Source organism: Azonexus hydrophilus (assembly GCF_038368255.1).
Lineage (GTDB): Bacteria > Pseudomonadota > Gammaproteobacteria > Burkholderiales > Rhodocyclaceae > Azonexus > Azonexus hydrophilus.
Genome location: NZ_CP151406.1, coordinates 1,469,357 through 1,488,197, shown reverse-complemented (window position 1 = coordinate 1,488,197; position 18,841 = coordinate 1,469,357). Strand labels below are relative to the sequence as shown.

The following is an 18,841-nucleotide window of genomic DNA, read 5'->3' as shown; positions in this document are numbered from 1 at the left end:
CGTGCATGCCGAAAGTATATTTGCTGCGAGATAAGCCCATTATATTCAATGGGATATAAGAAACCGACTATATGATTTCAGCGATACCGTGTATGCCGGTCATCAACGCCGCTTCCTGATAAATTTTGCCCGTCGCCTGGCTGCTGCACCGCAGCATCCGCACGAGATCACCCAAACTCAAAACCAGGAGGTTCAATCATGTTTGCCAAGAAGTCCATCCTCACCGCCAGCGTCCTGCTCGCCGTCGGCATTACCGGTGCCAGCGCCGCCGACTGGAGCGATACCTCGATCGGCTACCGCTACGGCACCAAGTTCGCCGAGCCGTTCAACAACAACGACATCAAGAAGAACATCATCAACCTGACCCACGCCAGTGGCTACAAGTACGGCAGCAACTACTTCAACGTCGACATGCTGATGTCGGACAGCAACGACTCGCCGACGACCAACGGTGTTCCCAACAAGGAGAGCAGCGCTCAGGAAGTCTATATTGTTTACCGTCACACCTTCGACTTCGGCAAGATCGCCGGCAAGAGTCTGGCGGTCGGCCCGTTCCGTGGCTTCGGCTTTACCGCCGGTTTCGACTACAACAACAAGAGCGGCGATAGCTACCAGTCGAAGAAGCGCATGCTGGTCGCCGGCCCGACGGTGATGATGAATGTGCCGGGCTTCCTCAACATCAGCCTGCTGCAATTGTGGGAAAGCAACGAACCGGCACGCGCCGTCTTCCGCCAGCCCGGCCGCTACCACTATGACCCGCACCCCATGCTCAACCTGGCCTGGGGCATTCCGCTCGGCGACAGCGGTTTCTCTTTCAGTGGCTACGCCAATTTCATCGCCGCCAAGGGCGATAACGAAAACATCGCCAAGACCAAGACCAAGGCCGAAACCAACATCGACATGGCCCTGCTCTACGATTTCAGCGGTCTGATCGGCGCCCAGAAGAACACGTTCAAGGCGGGTGTTGGCTACCAGTACTGGAAGAACAAGTTCGGCAACGACCACAAGGGTGCCGCCGGCAATGGTGCCTACGCCAAGACCCCGATGATCCGCGCCGAATATCACTTCTGAGGCGTTTTCCTCCAACCATCTTGCATGCTGCGGCCGCTTCCGGGCGGCCGCCCGGCGTTTACCGGCGAACACCACCTGCGCATTCCTGCGTATTCCCCGTCGCCAGCCGTTTCCCTGATAATCCGGTCATGACTTCGCGCCTCCCCGTTTACCAGGCGGACAACACGGCCACCTGGCACGCAGAACTGCACCTCGCCTTCACCCGGCAAGGTGCCCGTAGTGTGCTGCGCGAAAACCGCCATCGCGGTCCGCTGCGCGTGCAGAAAGCGCTTTACCCGGAAGGCGAGGCCGTCTGCCAGGCACTGGTGCTGCATCCGCCGTCAGGCATCGCCGGTGGCGATCATCTGGCGATCGACATTGCCGTCGACCGCGACAGCCACGCCCAGATCACCACGCCGGGCGCCGGCAAGTGGTATCGCTCGGGCGGCGCTGCGGCATCGCAGACGGTGACGCTGAACGTCGCTGCCGGCGCGACGCTGGAATGGCTGCCGCAGGAGAGCATCGTCTTCGACGGCGCGATTGCACGCATGGACACCCGCGTCACGCTCGCCGCCGACAGCCGTTACCTGGGCTGGGACATCCTCTGCCTGGGCCGCGCGGCGTCCGGCGAACGTTTCGAGCACGGGCGTTTCGACCTGTTCTGCCGCATCGACCGCGACGGCAAGCCGCTGTGGATCGAGCGCGGCGGTGTCTCGGGCAGCGATGCGCTGCTCGCCAGCCCGGCCGCCTGGGCCGGCAAGACGGTCTGCGGCACGCTGCTGTGCAGCTTCCCGGAACTGCCGCAACAGGCTGCTGCGCTGCTCGAAAGCCTGCGCACCATCGCCCCCGCCGATGCTGCGCTACACGGCATCACCGCCCCGCCCGGCCTGCTCATCGCGCGTTACCTGGGCGACAACAGCGAAGCCGCCCGGGGATGGTTCGCCGAACTGTGGAAAATCCTGCGTCCGGCCGGCTGCGGCCGTCCGGCCGTGCTGCCCCGAATCTGGAATACCTGAAGGAGTCGTCATGGAACTGACACCGCGTGAGAAGGACAAACTGCTGATCTTCACCGCCGGCCTGCTCGCCGAGCGGCGCAAGGCCAAGGGCCTGAAGCTCAACTACCCGGAAGCCGTCGCGCTGATCACCTGCGCGATCATGGAAGGCGCCCGCGAAGGCAAAACGGTGGCCGAGCTGATGCACGAAGGCACCCAGGTATTGACCCGCGCCGACGTGATGGACGGCATCGCCGAGCTGATCCCGGAAATCCAGGTCGAAGCCACCTTCCCAGACGGGACCAAGCTGGTCACGGTCCATCACCCGATTGTTTGAGGAGAACGCGATGATCCCCGGAGAACTCCTCGCCGAATCCGGCGAACTCGAATTGAACGTCGGCCGCCCGACCATCACCCTCGTGGTGGCCAATACCGGCGACCGGCCGATTCAGGTCGGCTCGCACTACCATTTTTACGAAACCAATGCCGGCTTGAGCTTCGATCGTGAAGCCGCGCGCGGCTACCGCCTCGACATCGCCGCCGGCACCGCCGTGCGCTTCGAGCCGGGCCAGAGCCGCACCGTGCAACTGGTCGCGCTGGCCGGCGAGCGCAAGGTTTACGGTTTCCGCGGCCTCGTTCAGGGAGCACTGTGATGGCGAACAAGATTACCCGTCAGGCCTATGCCGAGATGTTCGGCCCGACCACCGGCGACCGTCTCCGCTTGGCCGACACCGAGCTGATCATCGAGGTTGAGAAGGACTACACGATCTACGGCGAGGAAGTGAAATTCGGCGGCGGCAAGGTCATCCGCGACGGCATGGGCCAGAGCCAGCGCGTTTCAGCGGAAACGGTCGATACCGTGATCACCAACGCGCTGATCGTCGATGCCGTCACCGGCATCGTCAAGGCCGACATCGGCCTCAAGGACGGCCGCATCGCCGCCATCGGCAAGGCCGGCAACCCGGACATCCAGCCCGGTGTGACCATCGTCGTCGGCCCCGGCACCGAAGTGATCGCTGGCGAAGGCATGATCGTCACCGCCGGCGGCATCGACAGCCACATCCACTTCATCTGCCCGCAGCAGATCGACGAAGCACTCAATTCGGGTGTCACCACCATGATCGGCGGCGGCACCGGGCCGGCCACCGGCACCTACGCCACCACCTGCACGCCCGGCCCCTGGCACATCCACCGCATGCTCGAAGCCGCCGAGGCCTTCCCGATGAACCTCGGTTTTCTCGGCAAGGGCAACGCCAGCCTGCCGGAAGCGCTGCGCGAGCAGGTCGCGGCCGGCGTCATCGGCCTGAAGCTGCACGAAGACTGGGGCACGACGCCAGCGGCCATCGACTGCTGTTTGAGCGTGGCCGACGAGATGGACGTACAGGTGGCCATCCATACCGATACGCTGAACGAGTCCGGCTTCGTCGAAGCAACGATTGATGCCTTCAAGGGCCGCACCATCCACACCTTCCACACCGAAGGCGCCGGCGGCGGCCACGCCCCGGACATCATCAAGGCAGCCGGGCTGCCCAATGTCCTGCCCAGCTCGACCAATCCGACCATGCCGTACACGGTCAACACCATCGACGAGCATCTCGACATGCTGATGGTCTGCCACCACCTCGACCCGAGCATCGCCGAGGACGTGGCCTTCGCCGAATCGCGCATCCGCCGCGAGACCATCGCCGCCGAAGACATCCTGCACGACCTCGGCGTCTTCTCGATGATGAGCTCCGACTCGCAGGCCATGGGCCGCGTCGGCGAAGTCATCATTCGCACCTGGCAGGCAGCGCACAAGATGAAGCTGCAGCGCGGCGCGCTGCCTGAGGACAACGCGCGCCACGACAATTTCCGGGTCAAGCGCTACATCGCCAAATACACCATCAACCCGGCGCTCACACATGGTATCGCCCATACGGTGGGCTCGATCGAAGTCGGCAAGCTGGCCGATCTGGTGCTGTGGAAACCGGCCTTCTTCGGCGTCAAACCAAGCTTGATTTTGAAAGGCGGCATGATCGCCGCCGCCGCCATGGGCGACCCCAACGCCTCGATCCCGACACCGCAGCCGGTACATTACCGGCCGATGTTCGGTAGCTTCGGCAAGGCGCTGAAGACGTCGGTCACCTTCGTTTCGCAGGCGGCGCTGCAAAATCCGGCCATCAAGGCGCTGGGCCTCGCCAAACCGCTGGTCGCCGTCTCCGGTTGCCGTGGCGTGCAAAAATCCGACATGGTGCACAACGGCGCCACGCCGGAAATCACCGTCGATCCCGAAACCTACGTGGTCAAGGCCGACGGCGTGCATCTCGTCTGCGAACCGGCGACCGAACTGCCGCTGGCCCAACGCTATTTCCTGTTCTGACCATGCTGATCCTGAATAAACGCACCACCGCCCCCGCCACCGACACAGTGGCGCTCGCCTACGACGAACGCAAACGCAGCCGCCTCAAAGTGACGCTGGCTTCCGGCAGCGAGGCCGGCATTTTCCTTGAGCGCGGCGACCACCTGCACGGCGGCGACAAACTGATTGCTGAAGACGGCTCAACCGTCGTCGAAATCCTCGCCGCCCCGGAAAAGCTGATCGAGGCCGTCGCCGACACTCCGCTGCTGTTCGCCCGCGCCGCCTATCACCTGGGCAACCGGCACGTCCCGGTGCAGATCCTTCCCACCGAGAACGGCGGCAAGCTGCGCTTCCAGACCGACCACGTGCTTGCCGACATGGCGCGTGGGCTCGGTTGCTCGATCAGCGAGACGGAAGCGCCGTTCCAGCCGGAATCCGGCGCCTATGGGGCGCACGGCGGCCATCATCACCACGGTGACGAGCCCGACCATGCCGATCTGCACAACCCCGGCCACGGTCCGCACCGTTCCGTGCCGAAAATCCACGAGTTCAAACCGCGTTGACCCCTTCACTGCAACTCGCCCGCCTGCTCCAACTCGCCAGCCCGGCGCTGCCGGTCGGCGCCTACACCTATTCGCAAGGTCTTGAATGGGCGGTCGAATCCGGCACCATCCGCGATGAGACCAGTGCCGGCCGCTGGATCGCCGATCTGCTCGCATACGGTATCGGCCGTTACGAAGCGCCGCTGATTTTTGCGCTGATGCGCGCGTGGACCGCAGCAGACAAGGCTGAAATCGCCCGCCTCAACGCCGAATTCCTGGCCAGCCGCGAATCCGCCGAGCTGCGCGCGGAAACAGCCCAGATGGGCTTTTCGCTGCACCGGCTGGTGCGCGATCTGCGCGACCCGGCGCTGGCCGATGTCGAATCGACGCTGGCCGGACTCGGCGAAATCGCCTTCCCGACCGGCTGGGCCGGCATCGCCGCGACCTGGCAGATCGCCCCGGAAGCGGCGCTGACTGCCTATCTCTGGGCCTGGGCCGAAAACCAGGTAATGGCCGCGCTGAAAGCGGTGCCGCTCGGCCAGGCCAGCGGCCAGCGGCTGCTCGCCGAACTTGGCGGGCGCATCCCCGAAATTGCTGCCCTTGCCCTGAAACTGCCGGAAAGCGAATGGTCGAACTTCACGCCGGCGTTCGCCATCGCCTGCGCCCGTCACGAAACCCAGTATTCCCGTCTCTTCAGATCCTAGGAAAAACATGAGCAAACAAGCCCTGCGCGTCGGCATCGGCGGCCCCGTCGGTTCCGGCAAGACCGCCCTGACCCTGGCGCTGTGCCAGGCCCTGCGCGACAAGATCGACATGGCCGTGGTCACCAACGACATCTACACCGCCGAGGACGCCAAGTTCCTGGTCAATCATTCGGCGCTGGCGCCCGAGCGGATCATCGGCGTCGAGACCGGCGGCTGCCCGCACACGGCCATCCGCGAGGACGCATCGATCAACCTCGAAGCCGTCGACCGCCTGCAGCGCGCCTTTCCCGGCGTCGAGCTGATCCTCGTCGAATCCGGCGGCGACAACCTGGCGGCGACCTTCTCGCCCGAACTCTCCGATCTGACCATCTACGTGATCGACGTCGCCGCCGGCGAGAAGATCCCGCGCAAGGGCGGCCCCGGGATCACCAAGTCCGACCTGCTGGTCATCAACAAAATCGACCTGGCGCCGATGGTCGGTGCCTCGCTCGACGTCATGGCGACCGACGCCAAGGCGCAGCGCGGCCAGCGCCCCTTCGTCTTTTCCAACCTGAAAACCGGTGAAGGGCTGGAAACCATCATCGCCTTCATTCGCGAACGCGGCATGCTGTAACGCACCATCATCGGGCAGGCCGCACCATCGGCAAACACCGGGAAAGCCACACCCGCCAAGGGGGAAATGCCTAAAGCATTGATTGGAAAACACTATATTGCAGCGCAGCATCCGGCACGATTTTCGCTAATTTCCGGTACCCGACCCCAACGGGGAGATGCACCCAGAAAAAAGGAGAATTCGGCCAATGGACAAGCAAATGGAAACCGCGCAGTTGCTGGCCCGCTTCAAATTGCAGGTGAAGCGCAGCCTGGGCGAAACCGTTGACCTGGAACGACTGACCCGCGAACCCGCCTACGCCCGCCAGCGCCTCAACGAAGTCGAAGATGCCGCCGACGACGAGGATTTGCTGATCATGGTCCTGCGCCTGCGCGACCTGCTGCTGCCGGTCGCCCGCGACACCGAAGTCATTGCCGCGCCCGAAGCGAAGCCGGTCGAAGCGGTGCAGCGCACCGCCGAAACACGTAGCTACATGCGGGGTGCGCGCGCCTGGTAAGACGGTGGATGCAGGTGGCGCCGGTTATAATCCGGCCTCTGCTTCATCCACCGCTTGATATCCATGCACAAGATCGCCAGAACCGCCCTCCTTGCCCTGATCCCGGCCCTGCTCCTGCCCGCCTGCGGCGAAGTCGAGGACACTCGTCCCGGCCAGCCGGTGAAAACCCGTCAGGATGCGTTCAAGGAAATGCTGCGGGTGTTCGAGCCGATGGGCGTGATGCTGCGCGAAAAGCGCTACGAGGAAGACCGCTTCCTGCGCATGGCTACTGTATTGGTTGAAAAACGCGAGCTGCCCTGGGCGCACTTCGGCCCGGACACCAACTACCCGCCGACCAAATCGACGCCGCGCGTCTGGGAAGAACCGACGCGCTTCGAGGAAGAGCGCAAGCGCTTCTTCACCACCACCGACGAACTGCTGGCCGCCGCGCAGAGCAAGGACCTCAAGCGCATCGAACCCGCCTACCAGGCGGTCTACGACAGCTGCAAGAGCTGCCACAACCCGTTCAAGGCGCGCTGACCCGGCATGTTGCGCCTGACCGAACTCAAGCTGCCGCTCGATCACCCGCCGGCAGCCCTGCGCCCGGCGCTGTGCGCCCGGCTCGGCATCGCCGACGACGAACTGATCGGCTACACGGTGTTCAAGCGCAGCCACGATGCACGCAAGAAATCGGCCATCGTCCTGCTCTACCAGATCGACGTCGAACTGCGCGATGAGGCCCGCGTCGCTGCCCGCCTGAAGGACGACCGCCACATCGTGCCGACGCCGGACATGGACTACCACTTCGTCGCCCGCGCCCCCGAAGGCCTGAACGAGCGCCCGGTAGTCATCGGCATGGGCCCCTGTGGCCTGATGGCCGGGCTGCTGCTGGCGCAGATGGGTTTCCGGCCGATCATCCTCGAACGCGGCAAGGCCGTGCGCGAGCGGACCAAGGACACCTGGGGCCTGTGGCGCAAGCACGTGCTCGACCCGGAATCGAACGTCCAGTTCGGCGAAGGCGGCGCCGGCACCTTCTCCGACGGCAAGCTGTACAGCCAGATCAAGGACCCGAACTTCCTCGGGCGCAAGGTCATGGCCGAGTTCGTCAAGGCCGGCGCGCCGGCAGAGATCATGTACGTGAGCAAGCCGCACATCGGCACCTTCCGGCTGGTCAAGATGGTCGAGAACATGCGCGCGACGATCCGCGAGCTGGGCGGCGAAATCCGCTTCGGCGCCCGCGTCGAGCGCCTGCAGATTGAAAACGGCCAGGTCGAAGGCGTCGAGCTCGCCGGCGGCGAGCGCATCGCCAGCCGCCATGTGGTGCTGGCGATCGGCCACAGCGCCCGCGACACCTTCCAGATGATCCACGGCAGCGGCGTCTATGTCGAAGCCAAGCCCTTCGCCATCGGTTTCCGCATCGAGCACCCGCAGACGCTGATCGACAAGGCCCGCTTCGGCCCCAACGCCGGCAACGAACTGCTCGGCGCCGCCGACTACAAGCTCGTCCATCATTGCGCCAACGGCCGCGCCGCCTACAGTTTCTGCATGTGCCCGGGCGGCCAGGTAGTCGCCGCCACCTCGGAACCCGGCCGCGTCGTCACCAACGGCATGAGCCAGTACTCGCGCGCCGAGCGCAACGCCAATTCGGCGCTGGTGGTCAATGTCGAACCCGAGGATTTCCCCGGCGACTACCGCAAAAACCCGCTGGCCGGCGTCGACTTCCAGCGCCACTGGGAAAGCCAGGCTTTCATCGCCGGCGGCAGCAACTACGACGCACCGGCGCAACGCGTCGGCGACTTCCTCGCCGGCCGGCCGTCGAGCGCCCTCGGCAAGGTCGATCCGTCCTACCAGCCCGGCGTGCACATGACCGACCTGAGCACCTGTGCGCCGGCCTTCGTCATCGACGCGCTGCGCGAAGCCATCCCCGCCTTCGACCGCCAGATCCACGGCTTCGCCATGGCTGACGCGGTACTCACCGGCGTCGAGACACGGACTTCATCGCCGATCCGCATCAAGCGCGGCGACAACTTCCAGAGCATCAACACCCGCGGCCTCTACCCGGCCGGCGAAGGCGCCGGTTACGCCGGCGGCATCCTGTCGGCGGGCGTGGACGGCATCAAGGTCGCCGAGGCCGTGGCCCGGGCGATGACGCAAGCCTGATCAGGCGAACTGACCGGCCACCCAGCCCGACGACCAGGCCCACTGGAAGTTGTAGCCGCCCAGCCAGCCGGTGACGTCGACCACTTCGCCGATGAAGTAGAGGCCGGGCACTTCTCGCGCCGCCATGGTCTTTGATGACAATGCTGCGGTCGACACGCCGCCGAGCGTGACTTCGGCCTTGGCAAAGCCCAGCGTACCCGCCGGCATCAGCGACCAGGCGTTGAGCTGGCTGGCGATATGTTCGAGGTCGCGCCGGCCGAGTTCGCCGATTGGCCGATTGACCGCCTTGTCGCCGCCGACCAGCGCACACCACTCGTGGGCAAAGCGCCGGGGCAGGCGTTCGGCGAGCAGGTTGGGCAGATGCACCCGGCCCTGGCGCTGCCCTTCCAGCCAGTCGCCGGCGTCGATGCCGGGCAGCAGGTCGATTTCCAGCGGCCGTTTCTTGCCGCTGCCGTATTCCTGCATCTGCCAGTAGCTGGAAATCTGCAGAATGGCTGGGCCGGACAGGCCGCGGTGGGTGATCAGCACGTTTTCTCGGAAGGCCGCCGTGGCAAAACTGGCACTGGCATCGAGGGTGGCGCCGGCCATCGGCTTCAGCGGTTCGAGCAGTTCCGGCGCCAGCGCCAGCGGCACCAGCGCCGGTCGCGGCGGCACCACGGGAATGGCGAACTGTTCGGCCAGTTGATAGCCGAAAGGCGAAGCGCCGATTTTCGGAATTGCCAGGCCGCCGGTGGCAACGACCAGCGACTGGCTGCGGAAGGCCCCTTGATCGGTGAGCACCCGCCACGGCAGCGCCGCGTCGTTGGCCAGGCGTTCGACGCCCTGCACCGCGCACGGCATCGCCCAGCGCACGCCGGCATCCACGCAGGCGTCGCGCAGCATGGCGATGATCTCTTCGGCCGAGTCGTTGCAGAACAACTGGCCGTGTTCGCGCTCGTGGTAGGCGATGCGGCGCTTGTCGAGCATCGCGATGAAATCGTGCTGGGTGAAACGGGCCAGCGCCGAGCGGCAGAAATGCGGGTTCTGCGACAGGTAGTTGTCGGCGCTGACGCTGCGGTTGGTGAAATTGCAGCGGCCACCGCCGGAAATCCGGATGCGCTCGCCGAGCTTTTCGGCATGGTCGACCAGCAGCACGCGCCGCCCGCGGGCCCCGGCCTGGGCGGCACACATCATGCCGGCGGCACCGGCACCGATGATGATCACGTCAAATTGCATGGCACATCGCTTCGCTCGGCATCAGGCGGCGCATTCTAACATCGGCGCAATGCTTGACGGCGCGGGCGTCTGGCGCCACGCTATGCACACACAAACAGTATGGTGCGTTATGGACGGAATCAACCTGCCTGCCATGCTCGGCGGCATCGGCCTCTTCCTGCTCGGGATGACGATGATGACCGACGGGCTGAAGCTGGCGCTGGGCCCCTCGCTGGCCAGCCTGTTGCACACCTGGACGGCGACCCGGCTGCGCGGCCTGCTGTTCGGCATTTTCTCGACCGCCCTGGTGCAGTCATCGACGGCGATCACCGTCGCCACCATCGGCTTCGTCAATGCCGGCCTGCTGCCGCTGGGACAATCGCTGTGGGTGTTCTTTGGTTCGAATGTCGGCACCACCTTCACCGGCTGGCTGGTCGCCGTGATCGGCTTCAAGCTGAAAATCGAGGCGGCCGCGCTGCCCTTGATCGGCATCGGCATCATGTTGCGCATTTCCGGTGCGGAAACCCGGCGTGGCGCCGTCGGTAACGCCATTGGCGGCTTCGGCGTGCTGTTCCTGGGCATCGGTTTTCTGCAGCAGGCCTTTGCCGCCGGCGGCAGCGGGCTCGATCTGAGCGCCCTTTCCGGACACGGCATCTGGTCGATCCTGGCCTTCGTACTGGCCGGGGTGCTGTTGACCGTGGTCATGCAGGCCTCCGCCGCAGTCCTGGCAATCGTGCTCACACTGGCCGAAGCCGGCGTCCTGCCGATGAATGAAGCCGCCGCCGCGGTCATCGGCGCCAACATCGGCACCACCGCCACCGCCCTGCTCGCCGCCATCGGCGCCACGCCGAACGCACGCCGGGCCGCCGCCGCCCACGTCATGTTCAATTTCCTGACTGGCATTGTCGCCCTGTTCATGCTGCCGGCGCTGCTCTCGCTGATCGGCATGCTGCGCGACTGGCTCGAACTCGGTGCCCAGCCCGCCGTCAGCCTGGCCCTGTTCCATACCGTCTTCAACCTGCTCGGGGTGATCCTGATGTGGCCGCTGACCGGCCGTCTGGCGCGTTTCCTGGAAGGCCGCTTCCGGACCGAGGAAGAGGAAATCGGCCGGCCGCACTACATCGACCGCAACGTCGGCTCGGTACCTTCACTGGCGGTCGATGCCCTGCACCGCGAAGTCTCGCGGCTGGGCAACATCGTCCTCGACATGGCCCGCCTGCGCAGCACGCCGGATGGTGCCGGCCCGGCCGCCTGGCCTCGGGTCAATCCTTTCCCGCCGCTATCGCGGGCGATCCTCGACTTCGTTGCCGAGGTCAACCGGCATCCGATGCCCCAGGACACGGCGCACAACCTGGCGACGCTGCTGCGCGTGCACCGCTACTACGATACCTGCCACGAACTGTGCGCCGAACTCGGGCGGATTCATTCGACGCTGCCGCTGATCGCCGTTCACGACCTGGTCGATGAAAGCCGCAGCCTGGCCGCCCAGGCCGTCGGGCTGCTCGAACGGGTCGATCCCCTGCTCGCCGGTCAGACCCTGCCCGAAGCCGAACAACTGGGCGGTTTCGAACTGGCCTACCACGCGCTGAAAGCAAAACTGCTCGAAGCGGGCGCTGCCGGCAGCATCCCGATCGAGCAGATGGACGAACTGATGAGCGGTTTCAGCGCCCTGCGCCGCCTGGTCGAACAGGCGAACAAGGCGGCCCGCATGCTGGAGACCCTGGACCCGGTGGCCGGCAGCGCGCCCGTGTCGCTGGAAAGCGCCTAGGCGGCTTCGTCCATCGGCACCAGGAAGTCCTTGCTGATGCCGTTGCCGATCAGGTAGATGCGATCCATGAAGTCGGTCAGCCACTCGTGCAGGCCGTCCTTGAGGATGTCCTCGATCCGGCCGTAACGCAGTTGCGAGTACAGCTGACCGGCCTGGCGCAGGGTTTCGCCGGAATGGTTGTTCGACAGCAGTTCGAGATTCTTGACCACGCCGTTCAGGCAGAAGCGCAGGGAGCGCGGCATGTCGCTGTTGAGGATCAGCAGCTCGGCGACCCGCTCCGGCGTGATCACGTCGCGGTACACCTTGCGATAGACCTCGAAGGCCGACACCGAGCGGAGCAAGGCGCCCCACTGGTAGAAATCGGTGGCTTCCTCTTCCTCGCCGTGCGGACGCAGGACGTGGTATTTCACGTCGAGGATGCGCGCCGTGTTGTCGGCACGTTCGAGCAAGGTGCCGAGGCGGATGAAGTGGAAGGCCTCGTCCTGCAGCAGCGTGCCCAGCGTGGTCCCGCGTGACAGCGAGGAACGCAGCTTGACCCACTCGAAGAAATCGCCGACGCCGGCATTGACGATCTGCTCGAAACTCTTTTCGCGGGCTTCCAGCCAAGTCGAGTTCATCGTTTCCCACATCTCGGTGGTCAGCGTGCCGCGCACCGCGTGCGCGTTCTCGCGAGCCATGCGCAAGCAGCTGTAGATCGACGAGAAATTGTCGTGGTCGCTGACCATGAAACGCAGCACGTTCTCGCCATTGACCGTGTCGTACTTGGCGGCGTAGGCCTCCTCCAGGCTGTTCAGCGCGATGATCGCGGCCCAGCTCTGGTTGGCGGCTTCTTCGGACTGGGGCACCAGCGACATCTGCCAGGTGACGTCGAGCAGGCGGGCAAGATTTTCGGCGCGCTCGATGTAGCGCGACATCCAGAACAGGTGATCGGCAGTACGGCTCAGCATGATTAATCCTCCAGAACCCAGGTATCCTTGGTACCGCCGCCCTGCGACGAATTGACGACGAGCGAGCCCTTGGTCAGGGCGACCCGGGTCAGCCCGCCGGGCACCATGTTCACGCACTTGCCCGACGACAGCACAAAGGGCCGCAGATCGAGGTGACGCGGCGCAATGCCTTCCTCGACAAAAGTCGGGCAGTTGGACAAGGCCAGCGTCGGCTGGGCGATGTAACCGTCCGGCTTGGCCAGCAGCAACTGGCGGAATTTCTCGATCTGCTCCCTGGTCGAGGCCGGACCGACCAGCATGCCGTAACCGCCGGCGCCGTGCACTTCCTTGACCACCAGTTCGCCGAGGTGATCGAGCACGTAGGCCAGATCGTCCTTCTTGCGGCACATGTAGGTCGGCACGTTGTTGAGGATCGGCTCCTCACCGAGGTAGAAACGGATCATCTCCGGCACGTAGGGGTAGATCGACTTGTCGTCGGCGACGCCGGTGCCGATGGCGTTCGACAGGGTGACGTTGCCGGCCTGGTAGGCCTTGAGGATGCCGGGCACGCCGAGCGCCGAATCGGCGCGGAAAGCCAGCGGATCGAGGAAGTCGTCGTCGATCCGGCGATAGATCACGTCGACGCGTTGCGGACCCTGCGTCGTGCGCATGTACACCGTCTCGTCCTTGACGAAGAGATCGCGGCCCTCAACCAGTTCGACGCCCATCTGCTGGGCCAGGAAGCTGTGTTCGAAATAGGCGCTGTTGTAAGCCCCCGGCGTCAACACGACCACGGTCGGATCGGTGATGCCCTGCGGCGCGACGGCACGCAGCTTTTCCAGCAGCATGTCCGGGTAATGCTGAACCGGTGCCACCTTGTGCCGGGCAAACAGCTCCGGGAACAGGCGCATCATCATCTTGCGGTCTTCGAGCATGTACGACACACCCGACGGCACGCGCAGGTTGTCTTCGAGCACGTAGAACTCGCCGGCGCCGGCGCGGACCAGGTCGACCCCGGCGATATGGGCGTAGATGCCGGCCGGCACGTCGACGCCCTTCATCACCGCACGGTACTGGGCGTTGTCCAGCACCTGTTCGGCCGGGATCTTGCCCGCCTTGAGGATTTCCTGATCGTGGTAGATGTCCCACAGGAACATGTTCAGCGCCTTGACCCGCTGGCGCATGCCGCGTTCCATCGCCTTCCATTCCTTCGATGGAATGACGCGCGGAATGATGTCGAAGGGAATCAGGCGCTCCTTGCCGGCCTCCTCGCCATAGACAGCGAAGGTGATGCCGACGCGGTGGAAAGCCAGATCGGCTTCGGCGCGCTTGCGCTCGATGCGCTCGGGCGGCGTCTCCTTCAACCACGCTTCGTAGCGTTTGTAGTGCTCCCGGACGCCACCGTCGGCGTCGTACATCTCGTTATAGAAGTTCATGTCCGACTCTTTTATGAGGATGCTCTCGTTTTCAATTCAGCAGAAACCGTGCCACGACCCAAAACCTCATTGAAACAGCGGATTAGGAAATTCCGATGAATATGCACGCCCCATACTGGTGCGAAGTGACAACATGGTGCGCACCAATAAAAAAACCCGCCGGAGCGATCCGGCGGGTTTTTGGCAAAGCAGGCAAGAGATCAGGCGCGCTCGAGGATGACCGCGATACCCTGACCGCCACCGATACACATGGTGACCAGTGCGTACTTGCCGGCAACGCGTTCCAGTTCGTACAACGCCTTGGTGGCAATGAAGGCACCGGAACAGCCAACCGGGTGGCCGAGGGCGATGGCGCCGCCGTTCGGGTTGGTCTTGGCCGGATCGAGACCGAGCACCTTGGACACCGACAGGGCTTGCGCGGCGAAGGCTTCGTTCGATTCGATGACGTCCATCTGGTCCAGCGTCAGGCCGGCCTTCTTGAGCGCCAGCTTGGTCGCCGGGATCGGACCTTCGCCCATGACGTCGTTCGGCACGCCGGCAACGGCGTAACCGGCGATACGGGCACGGGCCTTGTAACCGGCCTTGGCAGCGACATCGGCGGCGGCCAGCACGAAGAAGGCCGCGCCGTCGTTGATGCCGGAGGCGTTACCGGCGGTGACGGTACCGTCCTTCTTGAACGCCGGCTTCATCTTGGCCAGGGTTTCCATGGTAGTGCCGCGCTTGATGTACTCGTCGGCATCGAAAACCACGTCGCCCTTGCGCGTCTGCTTGACGATGGGGACGATCTGCGACTGGAAGTAACCGGCATCCTGGGCAGCAGCGGCACGACGCTGCGACTCAACGGCGAAGGCATCCTGCTCTTCGCGGCTGATGCCGTGCTTGGCAGCCAGGTTTTCGGCAGTGATGCCCATGTGGCCGACGCCGAACGGGTCGGTCAGGACGGCAACCATCGAGTCGATCGCCTTGGTGTCGCCCATGCGCGCACCGGAACGCAACGCCGGCAGCAGGTAGGCGGCCTTGGACATGACTTCGACACCGCCGCCGATACCGTAGTCGGCATCGTTCAGCATGATGTTCTGGGCGGTGGTAACGATGCCCTGCAGGCCGGAGGCGCACAGGCGGGAAACCTGCATGGACACCGATTCCATGGGCAGGCCGGCCTGGATCGAGGCGACGCGCGAGGCGTAGGCATAACGGGAATCGGTCGGCATCGTGGTGCCCACCGTGACGTAATTGATCTGCTGGGGATCGACGCCGGAGCGGGCAATCGCTTCCTTCATCACGATACCGGCCAGTTCGCTGGTATCGAAATCAGCCAGGGAGCCGCCAAAGGAACCGATGGGGGAACGGACCGCGCTCAGAACGACAACTTCTCTGCTCATGTAGAACTCCTCTTAAAAATTATTTTCAGCCCGCCAGACTGGCAAGCCCCAACAAAAAGAGCAACAACATCCATAGCACAGTGGCGCGCCAGACCAAGCCGACGGCACTTTGCATGAAATCCACATCGGCCGGATCGCCGATCCCGAGTTCGGCGCGGTCGGAGACCTCGCCCTCTTCGATCACCGAACCGCCCAGTTGCACGCCCAGGGCGCCAGCACCGCTGGCCAGCACGATCCCGAGATCGCGGTCCGGCCACAGCGCCGGCTGGGTTCGCCAGCAGTGCACCGCATCCTCGAAATCGCCGACGACGGCAAATGCCGCAGCCGTAGTCCGTAAAGGCAGCCAGTCGATGATACCGAAAGCCTGGCGGGAGAATATCGGAAATTCATTATGCGCCGTCGGGGCATCGGCTGTCCAACGGTCGCGCACGATCAGCGCCAGACGGTAGAGCAAGGCGCCACAAGGACCGGGCAGCAGGATGAACCACAGCAGCACGGCAAAGACGTGGCGATGCGAGGCGCCGAGCGCGCCCTCGATGGACAGCCGGGACACATCGCGGGCACTCAGGCCCTGGGTGGCGATGCCCTGCCAATCGGCGAGCAACTGACGCGCCCGTTCCAGGTCGCCGAGACGCAGCGCCAGCTGGATTTCCGTGTAATGGTGGCTGAACTGACGAAAACCCATGGTCAGGTAAAGGACGCCGACGTTGAGCAGCCAGCCGAGCAGCGGGTTCAGCGAATACAGCAGGACGTAGAGCAGGCCGACCAGCACCACCGGCAGGAGAACGGCGATCAACCAGGCGGCCACGCCATGGTGGCGGCTGCCGGCATTGAACTTCGACTCGACGAAGCCGGCCCACAAGCCCAGCGGCTCGGCGACGATGCGCCGATAGTCCAGCGGCTTGAATTGCTCGATCAGGAAGACGGCGATCAACGAAAAAAGACTCATGGGCGGTGTATTACCCTGCGCAGCGGTTTGTTCCAGGCCAAGGCATCAAGATACCACAAGCCTTTCGGTCAGCGAGCGGATCATGCCAGCCGTCGCTCCCCAGATGAAATGATCGCCGTAGGGCATTGCATAATAATGACGTAAAGCGCCACGCAGATGAACCGAATGGCGCTGGTGATTGGCCTCATCGAGCAGGAAGGCCAGCGGCACCTCGAAAACCTCGGCCACTTCGAAAGGATCGAGGGCCAACGAGAACGGCGGCGTCACCAGCCCGACCACGGGCACCACGCAAAAACCGGTACCGGTACGATATTCCGGCAGGTAACCGAGGATATCGACGTGGCGGCGCGCCAGCCCGATTTCCTCCTCGGTCTCGCGCAAGGCCGTCTCCAGCGGCGAAGCGTCCTCGGCCTCGACCCGGCCGCCGGGAAAACTCACCTGCCCGGCATGATCGCGCAGGTGCGCGGTGCGCTGGGTCAGCAGCACAGTGAAACCCGGTTCGCGCCGGACGATGGGAAACAGGACGGCGGCCGGCGTCAGCTCGCTGCTGCGAGCACCATCCTCGATCACTGCCTCCCCTGCTGCCGGCGCCGGCAGCAGGCTGCGGCGCAAACGGACCAGTTCGTCTTCGGTCAAGCCACCGGTCCTTCCTCGATTTCCGCATGCACGGCGTTCAGTGCATCCTGCAGCGTTTCTTCCGGCAGTCCGTTGATCGCCGTCGCCACCACGTCGGCCGCCTCGACGGCGCCGACCGGCAGGCGCTTGCTGTCGAGCGAGGCGATCAGCGCAGCGCTGGCGCCGACCACGCGCAACAGCGACTGGCGCTCGCGCATCAGCATTTCCAGTTCGGTACGCAAGAGCGCGATTTCCTGATCTTTTTGCGGCATATTCTCTCTCCTAAAAGCGCCTTTTCAGCGTCATCGTGCTGCCGTCACGCTGCATCTCCATGCGGTTGAGCACACTCATTCCCAGCAGCGCAATCGGCAGATCGGTCTGGTGGATCACCGCATCGACCTGATGCAGTGTCATGCCGCCGATCCGCACGTTATCAAGTTGTATCTTGCTGACCACGACCTGGCCGTTCGCGGTCTGCGAAATGCCCTTCTGGCCACGGTTGAAATCCAGCCCCATGCGCCGCGCATCGCTGGCACCCAGGGAAATCATGCTGGCCCCGGTATCGACCAGGAAACGCACCGACACGCCGTTGATCGTCCCGGTCGTGAAGAAATGCCCCTGCCCGTCGGCCTGCAGTACCAGACGGTCGGAATCACTGCTGGCCGCCACGCCGACTGCGTTCTGCCCGACCTTCAGCGGACGCTTGCGACCGTTGATCTCGACCACCACCTGGTCACCCTGGACCGAAACGACCTTGACGCCATCGACCGTCGCCCCGACCGGAACCGCGCGCGGCGCCCCGCCGTTGATCTTGAGCAGCGCCTTGCTGCCGATGATGCCGGCCAGCCCGACTTCCTGCGCGGCCAGCGCGGAGGACAGCAACAGACAAAACGCGGCGAGCGTAAAATGAACGCCCTTTCCCGCCAAGCGCAGCACAGCCATGAAACCGGTCGCCATCTTTCGTCACTCCCCTACCGAAGGTCCGGGCTATTTTGCCATATTCCTTGAGCAGCAAGGGATTCCATGGACATTGATCGCCATCGACGAGGGTGAAACCGTCCCCGTCAGCGCCGAAGATTACGCCGGCCTGTGCTTCATGGGCGGGCCGATGAGCGTGAACGACCCACTGCCCTGGATCGCCCTGGTCTGCGCGCTGATCCGCGACGCGGTCGCCCGCGACATCCCGGTGATCGGTCACTGTCTGGGCGGCCAGCTGATCAGCAAGGCCCTCGGCGGTCAGGTGACCCGGAACCCGGTCAAGGAAATCGGCTGGGGCACGGCCGACGCGCAGGACGACGCAAGCGCCCGCCACTGGCTGGGCGAACTGGCCGGCCGGACGGGCACGGTGTTCCAGTGGCACGGCGAAACCTTCAGCATCCCGCCCGGCGCCACCCGGCTGTTCGGCAATGCCTACTGCACCAACCAGATGTACGTGCTCGGTCCGCATCTGGGCATGCAGTGCCACGTCGAGATGACGCCGGAAATGATCTCCACCTGGTGCGAGCAATGGGCCGACGAAGCCCTGTCGGTGGCCGACCAGCCCAGCGCCCAGACACCGGCCGAAATGCAGGCCGGCATTGCCGCCCAGTTGCCAGTGATGCGCCAGTTGTCGGAACAGCTCTACTCGGTCTGGATCAAGGGCCTGCGCCACTGAATGGAAAAAGGCGGCCGCAGCCGCCTTTCCTGACCGGTTTGCC

At 64.5% G+C, this 18,841-nt stretch carries 21 protein-coding genes; 13 read left to right on the top strand and 8 right to left on the bottom strand.

What is annotated here, in order from left to right:
* The first annotated feature begins 198 nt into the window (after positions 1–198).
* The 11 genes from AADV58_RS07195 (at position 199) to AADV58_RS07145 (ending at position 8,874) form a co-directional block, all read left to right on the top strand.
* Positions 199–1,071 (top strand): outer envelope protein, encoded by an 873-nt coding sequence (locus tag AADV58_RS07195; RefSeq protein WP_028996015.1) that lies wholly within the window; start codon positions 199–201, stop codon positions 1,069–1,071.
* A gap of 128 nt (positions 1,072–1,199) precedes the next feature.
* The gene (locus tag AADV58_RS07190; RefSeq protein WP_341744432.1) at positions 1,200–2,066 is read left to right on the top strand and encodes an urease accessory protein UreD; all 867 of its coding nucleotides are present in this window, start codon (positions 1,200–1,202) and stop codon (positions 2,064–2,066) included.
* Between the two features lie 10 nt (positions 2,067–2,076).
* A complete protein-coding gene (ureA, locus tag AADV58_RS07185) occupies positions 2,077–2,379 on the top strand; it encodes an urease subunit gamma (RefSeq protein WP_341744431.1) in 303 nt (100 codons plus the stop codon).
* A 10-nt stretch (positions 2,380–2,389) separates the two neighbouring features.
* A complete protein-coding gene (locus AADV58_RS07180; protein WP_341744430.1) occupies positions 2,390–2,695 on the top strand; it encodes an urease subunit beta in 306 nt (101 codons plus the stop codon).
* The gene (gene ureC, locus AADV58_RS07175) at positions 2,695–4,401 is read left to right on the top strand and encodes an urease subunit alpha (protein WP_341744429.1); all 1,707 of its coding nucleotides are present in this window, start codon (positions 2,695–2,697) and stop codon (positions 4,399–4,401) included. The genes AADV58_RS07180 and ureC overlap by 1 nt, the downstream gene beginning before the upstream one ends.
* A gap of 2 nt (positions 4,402–4,403) precedes the next feature.
* Positions 4,404–4,943 (top strand): urease accessory protein UreE, encoded by a 540-nt coding sequence (gene ureE / locus AADV58_RS07170; RefSeq protein WP_341744428.1) that lies wholly within the window; start codon positions 4,404–4,406, stop codon positions 4,941–4,943.
* Entirely contained in the window at positions 4,940–5,626 is a 687-nt protein-coding gene (locus AADV58_RS07165) for an urease accessory protein UreF (protein ID WP_341744427.1), read from the top strand. The genes ureE and AADV58_RS07165 overlap by 4 nt, the downstream gene beginning before the upstream one ends.
* Positions 5,627–5,633: 7 nt before the next feature.
* Positions 5,634–6,239 (top strand): urease accessory protein UreG, encoded by a 606-nt coding sequence (ureG, locus tag AADV58_RS07160; RefSeq protein ID WP_281984158.1) that lies wholly within the window; start codon positions 5,634–5,636, stop codon positions 6,237–6,239.
* Positions 6,240–6,426: 187 nt separating this feature from the next.
* Positions 6,427–6,735 carry a hypothetical protein gene (locus AADV58_RS07155; RefSeq protein WP_051295522.1) on the top strand — a complete coding sequence of 103 codons (309 nt, stop codon included), beginning with the start codon at positions 6,427–6,429 and terminating at the stop codon, positions 6,733–6,735.
* A 63-nt stretch (positions 6,736–6,798) separates the two neighbouring features.
* Positions 6,799–7,254 carry a cytochrome c gene (locus tag AADV58_RS07150; RefSeq protein ID WP_341744426.1) on the top strand — a complete coding sequence of 152 codons (456 nt, stop codon included), beginning with the start codon at positions 6,799–6,801 and terminating at the stop codon, positions 7,252–7,254.
* 6 nt (positions 7,255–7,260) lie between these two features.
* Positions 7,261–8,874 carry an NAD(P)/FAD-dependent oxidoreductase gene (locus AADV58_RS07145; protein WP_341744425.1) on the top strand — a complete coding sequence of 538 codons (1,614 nt, stop codon included), beginning with the start codon at positions 7,261–7,263 and terminating at the stop codon, positions 8,872–8,874.
* Here AADV58_RS07145 and AADV58_RS07140 read toward each other — a convergent pair whose 3' ends face one another.
* On the bottom strand, positions 8,875–10,089 hold the full coding sequence (locus tag AADV58_RS07140; RefSeq protein WP_341744424.1) for an NAD(P)/FAD-dependent oxidoreductase: 1,215 nt from the start codon (positions 10,087–10,089) through the stop codon (positions 8,875–8,877). It lies immediately after the preceding gene.
* A gap of 109 nt (positions 10,090–10,198) precedes the next feature.
* On the opposite strand from AADV58_RS07140, the gene AADV58_RS07135 reads away from it, so the two are divergent.
* Positions 10,199–11,836: a Na/Pi cotransporter family protein gene (locus tag AADV58_RS07135; RefSeq protein ID WP_028996025.1), complete on the top strand. Its 1,638-nt coding sequence runs from the start codon at positions 10,199–10,201 to the stop codon at positions 11,834–11,836.
* On the opposite strand, the gene AADV58_RS07130 is transcribed toward AADV58_RS07135, so the two are convergent.
* The 7 genes from AADV58_RS07130 to AADV58_RS07100 form a co-directional block, all read right to left on the bottom strand.
* Positions 11,833–12,783, bottom strand: a complete 951-nt coding sequence (locus tag AADV58_RS07130) for an alpha-E domain-containing protein (RefSeq protein WP_028996026.1) — start codon at positions 12,781–12,783, stop codon at positions 11,833–11,835. The two genes, AADV58_RS07135 and AADV58_RS07130, sit on opposite strands and share 4 nt — an antisense overlap.
* A 2-nt stretch (positions 12,784–12,785) precedes the next feature.
* Positions 12,786–14,198: a circularly permuted type 2 ATP-grasp protein gene (locus tag AADV58_RS07125; RefSeq protein WP_341744423.1), complete on the bottom strand. Its 1,413-nt coding sequence runs from the start codon at positions 14,196–14,198 to the stop codon at positions 12,786–12,788.
* A 200-nt stretch (positions 14,199–14,398) separates the two neighbouring features.
* Positions 14,399–15,580, bottom strand: a complete 1,182-nt coding sequence (locus tag AADV58_RS07120) for an acetyl-CoA C-acyltransferase family protein (RefSeq protein WP_028996028.1) — start codon at positions 15,578–15,580, stop codon at positions 14,399–14,401.
* A 25-nt stretch (positions 15,581–15,605) separates the two neighbouring features.
* Positions 15,606–16,529, bottom strand: a complete 924-nt coding sequence (locus AADV58_RS07115; RefSeq protein WP_341744422.1) for a CobD/CbiB family protein — start codon at positions 16,527–16,529, stop codon at positions 15,606–15,608.
* 45 nt (positions 16,530–16,574) lie between these two features.
* Positions 16,575–17,165, bottom strand: a complete 591-nt coding sequence (locus AADV58_RS07110; protein WP_043421682.1) for a CoA pyrophosphatase — start codon at positions 17,163–17,165, stop codon at positions 16,575–16,577.
* Positions 17,162–17,416 carry a hypothetical protein gene (locus AADV58_RS07105; protein ID WP_028996030.1) on the bottom strand — a complete coding sequence of 85 codons (255 nt, stop codon included), beginning with the start codon at positions 17,414–17,416 and terminating at the stop codon, positions 17,162–17,164. The genes AADV58_RS07110 and AADV58_RS07105 overlap by 4 nt, the downstream gene beginning before the upstream one ends.
* A gap of 10 nt (positions 17,417–17,426) precedes the next feature.
* On the bottom strand, positions 17,427–18,101 hold the full coding sequence (locus AADV58_RS07100) for a retropepsin-like aspartic protease (RefSeq protein WP_341744421.1): 675 nt from the start codon (positions 18,099–18,101) through the stop codon (positions 17,427–17,429).
* On the opposite strand from AADV58_RS07100, the gene AADV58_RS07095 reads away from it, so the two are divergent.
* Positions 18,085–18,798, top strand: a complete 714-nt coding sequence (locus AADV58_RS07095; protein WP_341744420.1) for a type 1 glutamine amidotransferase — start codon at positions 18,085–18,087, stop codon at positions 18,796–18,798. The genes AADV58_RS07100 and AADV58_RS07095 overlap by 17 nt on opposite strands.
* Positions 18,799–18,841 lie beyond the last annotated feature (43 nt).

Excerpts from the sequence above, each read along its gene's own strand:
- AADV58_RS07195 (WP_028996015.1), top strand. The coding sequence starts at position 199 with ATGTTTGCCAAGAAGTCCATCCTCACCGCCAGCGTCCTGCTCGCCGTC.
- AADV58_RS07190 (WP_341744432.1), top strand. The coding sequence starts at position 1,200 with ATGACTTCGCGCCTCCCCGTTTACCAGGCGGACAACACGGCCACCTGG.
- ureA (WP_341744431.1), top strand. The coding sequence starts at position 2,077 with ATGGAACTGACACCGCGTGAGAAGGACAAACTGCTGATCTTCACCGCC.
- AADV58_RS07180 (WP_341744430.1), top strand. The coding sequence starts at position 2,390 with ATGATCCCCGGAGAACTCCTCGCCGAATCCGGCGAACTCGAATTGAAC.
- ureC (WP_341744429.1), top strand. The coding sequence starts at position 2,695 with ATGGCGAACAAGATTACCCGTCAGGCCTATGCCGAGATGTTCGGCCCG.
- ureE (WP_341744428.1), top strand. The coding sequence starts at position 4,404 with ATGCTGATCCTGAATAAACGCACCACCGCCCCCGCCACCGACACAGTG.
- ureG (WP_281984158.1), top strand. The coding sequence starts at position 5,634 with ATGAGCAAACAAGCCCTGCGCGTCGGCATCGGCGGCCCCGTCGGTTCC.
- AADV58_RS07155 (WP_051295522.1), top strand. The coding sequence starts at position 6,427 with ATGGACAAGCAAATGGAAACCGCGCAGTTGCTGGCCCGCTTCAAATTG.
- AADV58_RS07150 (WP_341744426.1), top strand. The coding sequence starts at position 6,799 with ATGCACAAGATCGCCAGAACCGCCCTCCTTGCCCTGATCCCGGCCCTG.
- AADV58_RS07145 (WP_341744425.1), top strand. The coding sequence starts at position 7,261 with ATGTTGCGCCTGACCGAACTCAAGCTGCCGCTCGATCACCCGCCGGCA.
- AADV58_RS07140 (WP_341744424.1), bottom strand. The coding sequence starts at position 10,089 with ATGCAATTTGACGTGATCATCATCGGTGCCGGTGCCGCCGGCATGATG.
- AADV58_RS07135 (WP_028996025.1), top strand. The coding sequence starts at position 10,199 with ATGGACGGAATCAACCTGCCTGCCATGCTCGGCGGCATCGGCCTCTTC.
- AADV58_RS07130 (WP_028996026.1), bottom strand. The coding sequence starts at position 12,783 with ATGCTGAGCCGTACTGCCGATCACCTGTTCTGGATGTCGCGCTACATC.
- AADV58_RS07125 (WP_341744423.1), bottom strand. The coding sequence starts at position 14,198 with ATGAACTTCTATAACGAGATGTACGACGCCGACGGTGGCGTCCGGGAG.
- AADV58_RS07120 (WP_028996028.1), bottom strand. The coding sequence starts at position 15,580 with ATGAGCAGAGAAGTTGTCGTTCTGAGCGCGGTCCGTTCCCCCATCGGT.
- AADV58_RS07115 (WP_341744422.1), bottom strand. The coding sequence starts at position 16,529 with ATGAGTCTTTTTTCGTTGATCGCCGTCTTCCTGATCGAGCAATTCAAG.
- AADV58_RS07105 (WP_028996030.1), bottom strand. The coding sequence starts at position 17,416 with ATGCCGCAAAAAGATCAGGAAATCGCGCTCTTGCGTACCGAACTGGAA.
- AADV58_RS07095 (WP_341744420.1), top strand. The coding sequence starts at position 18,085 with ATGAAACCGGTCGCCATCTTTCGTCACTCCCCTACCGAAGGTCCGGGC.
- AADV58_RS07100 (WP_341744421.1), bottom strand. The coding sequence starts at position 18,101 with ATGGCGACCGGTTTCATGGCTGTGCTGCGCTTGGCGGGAAAGGGCGTT.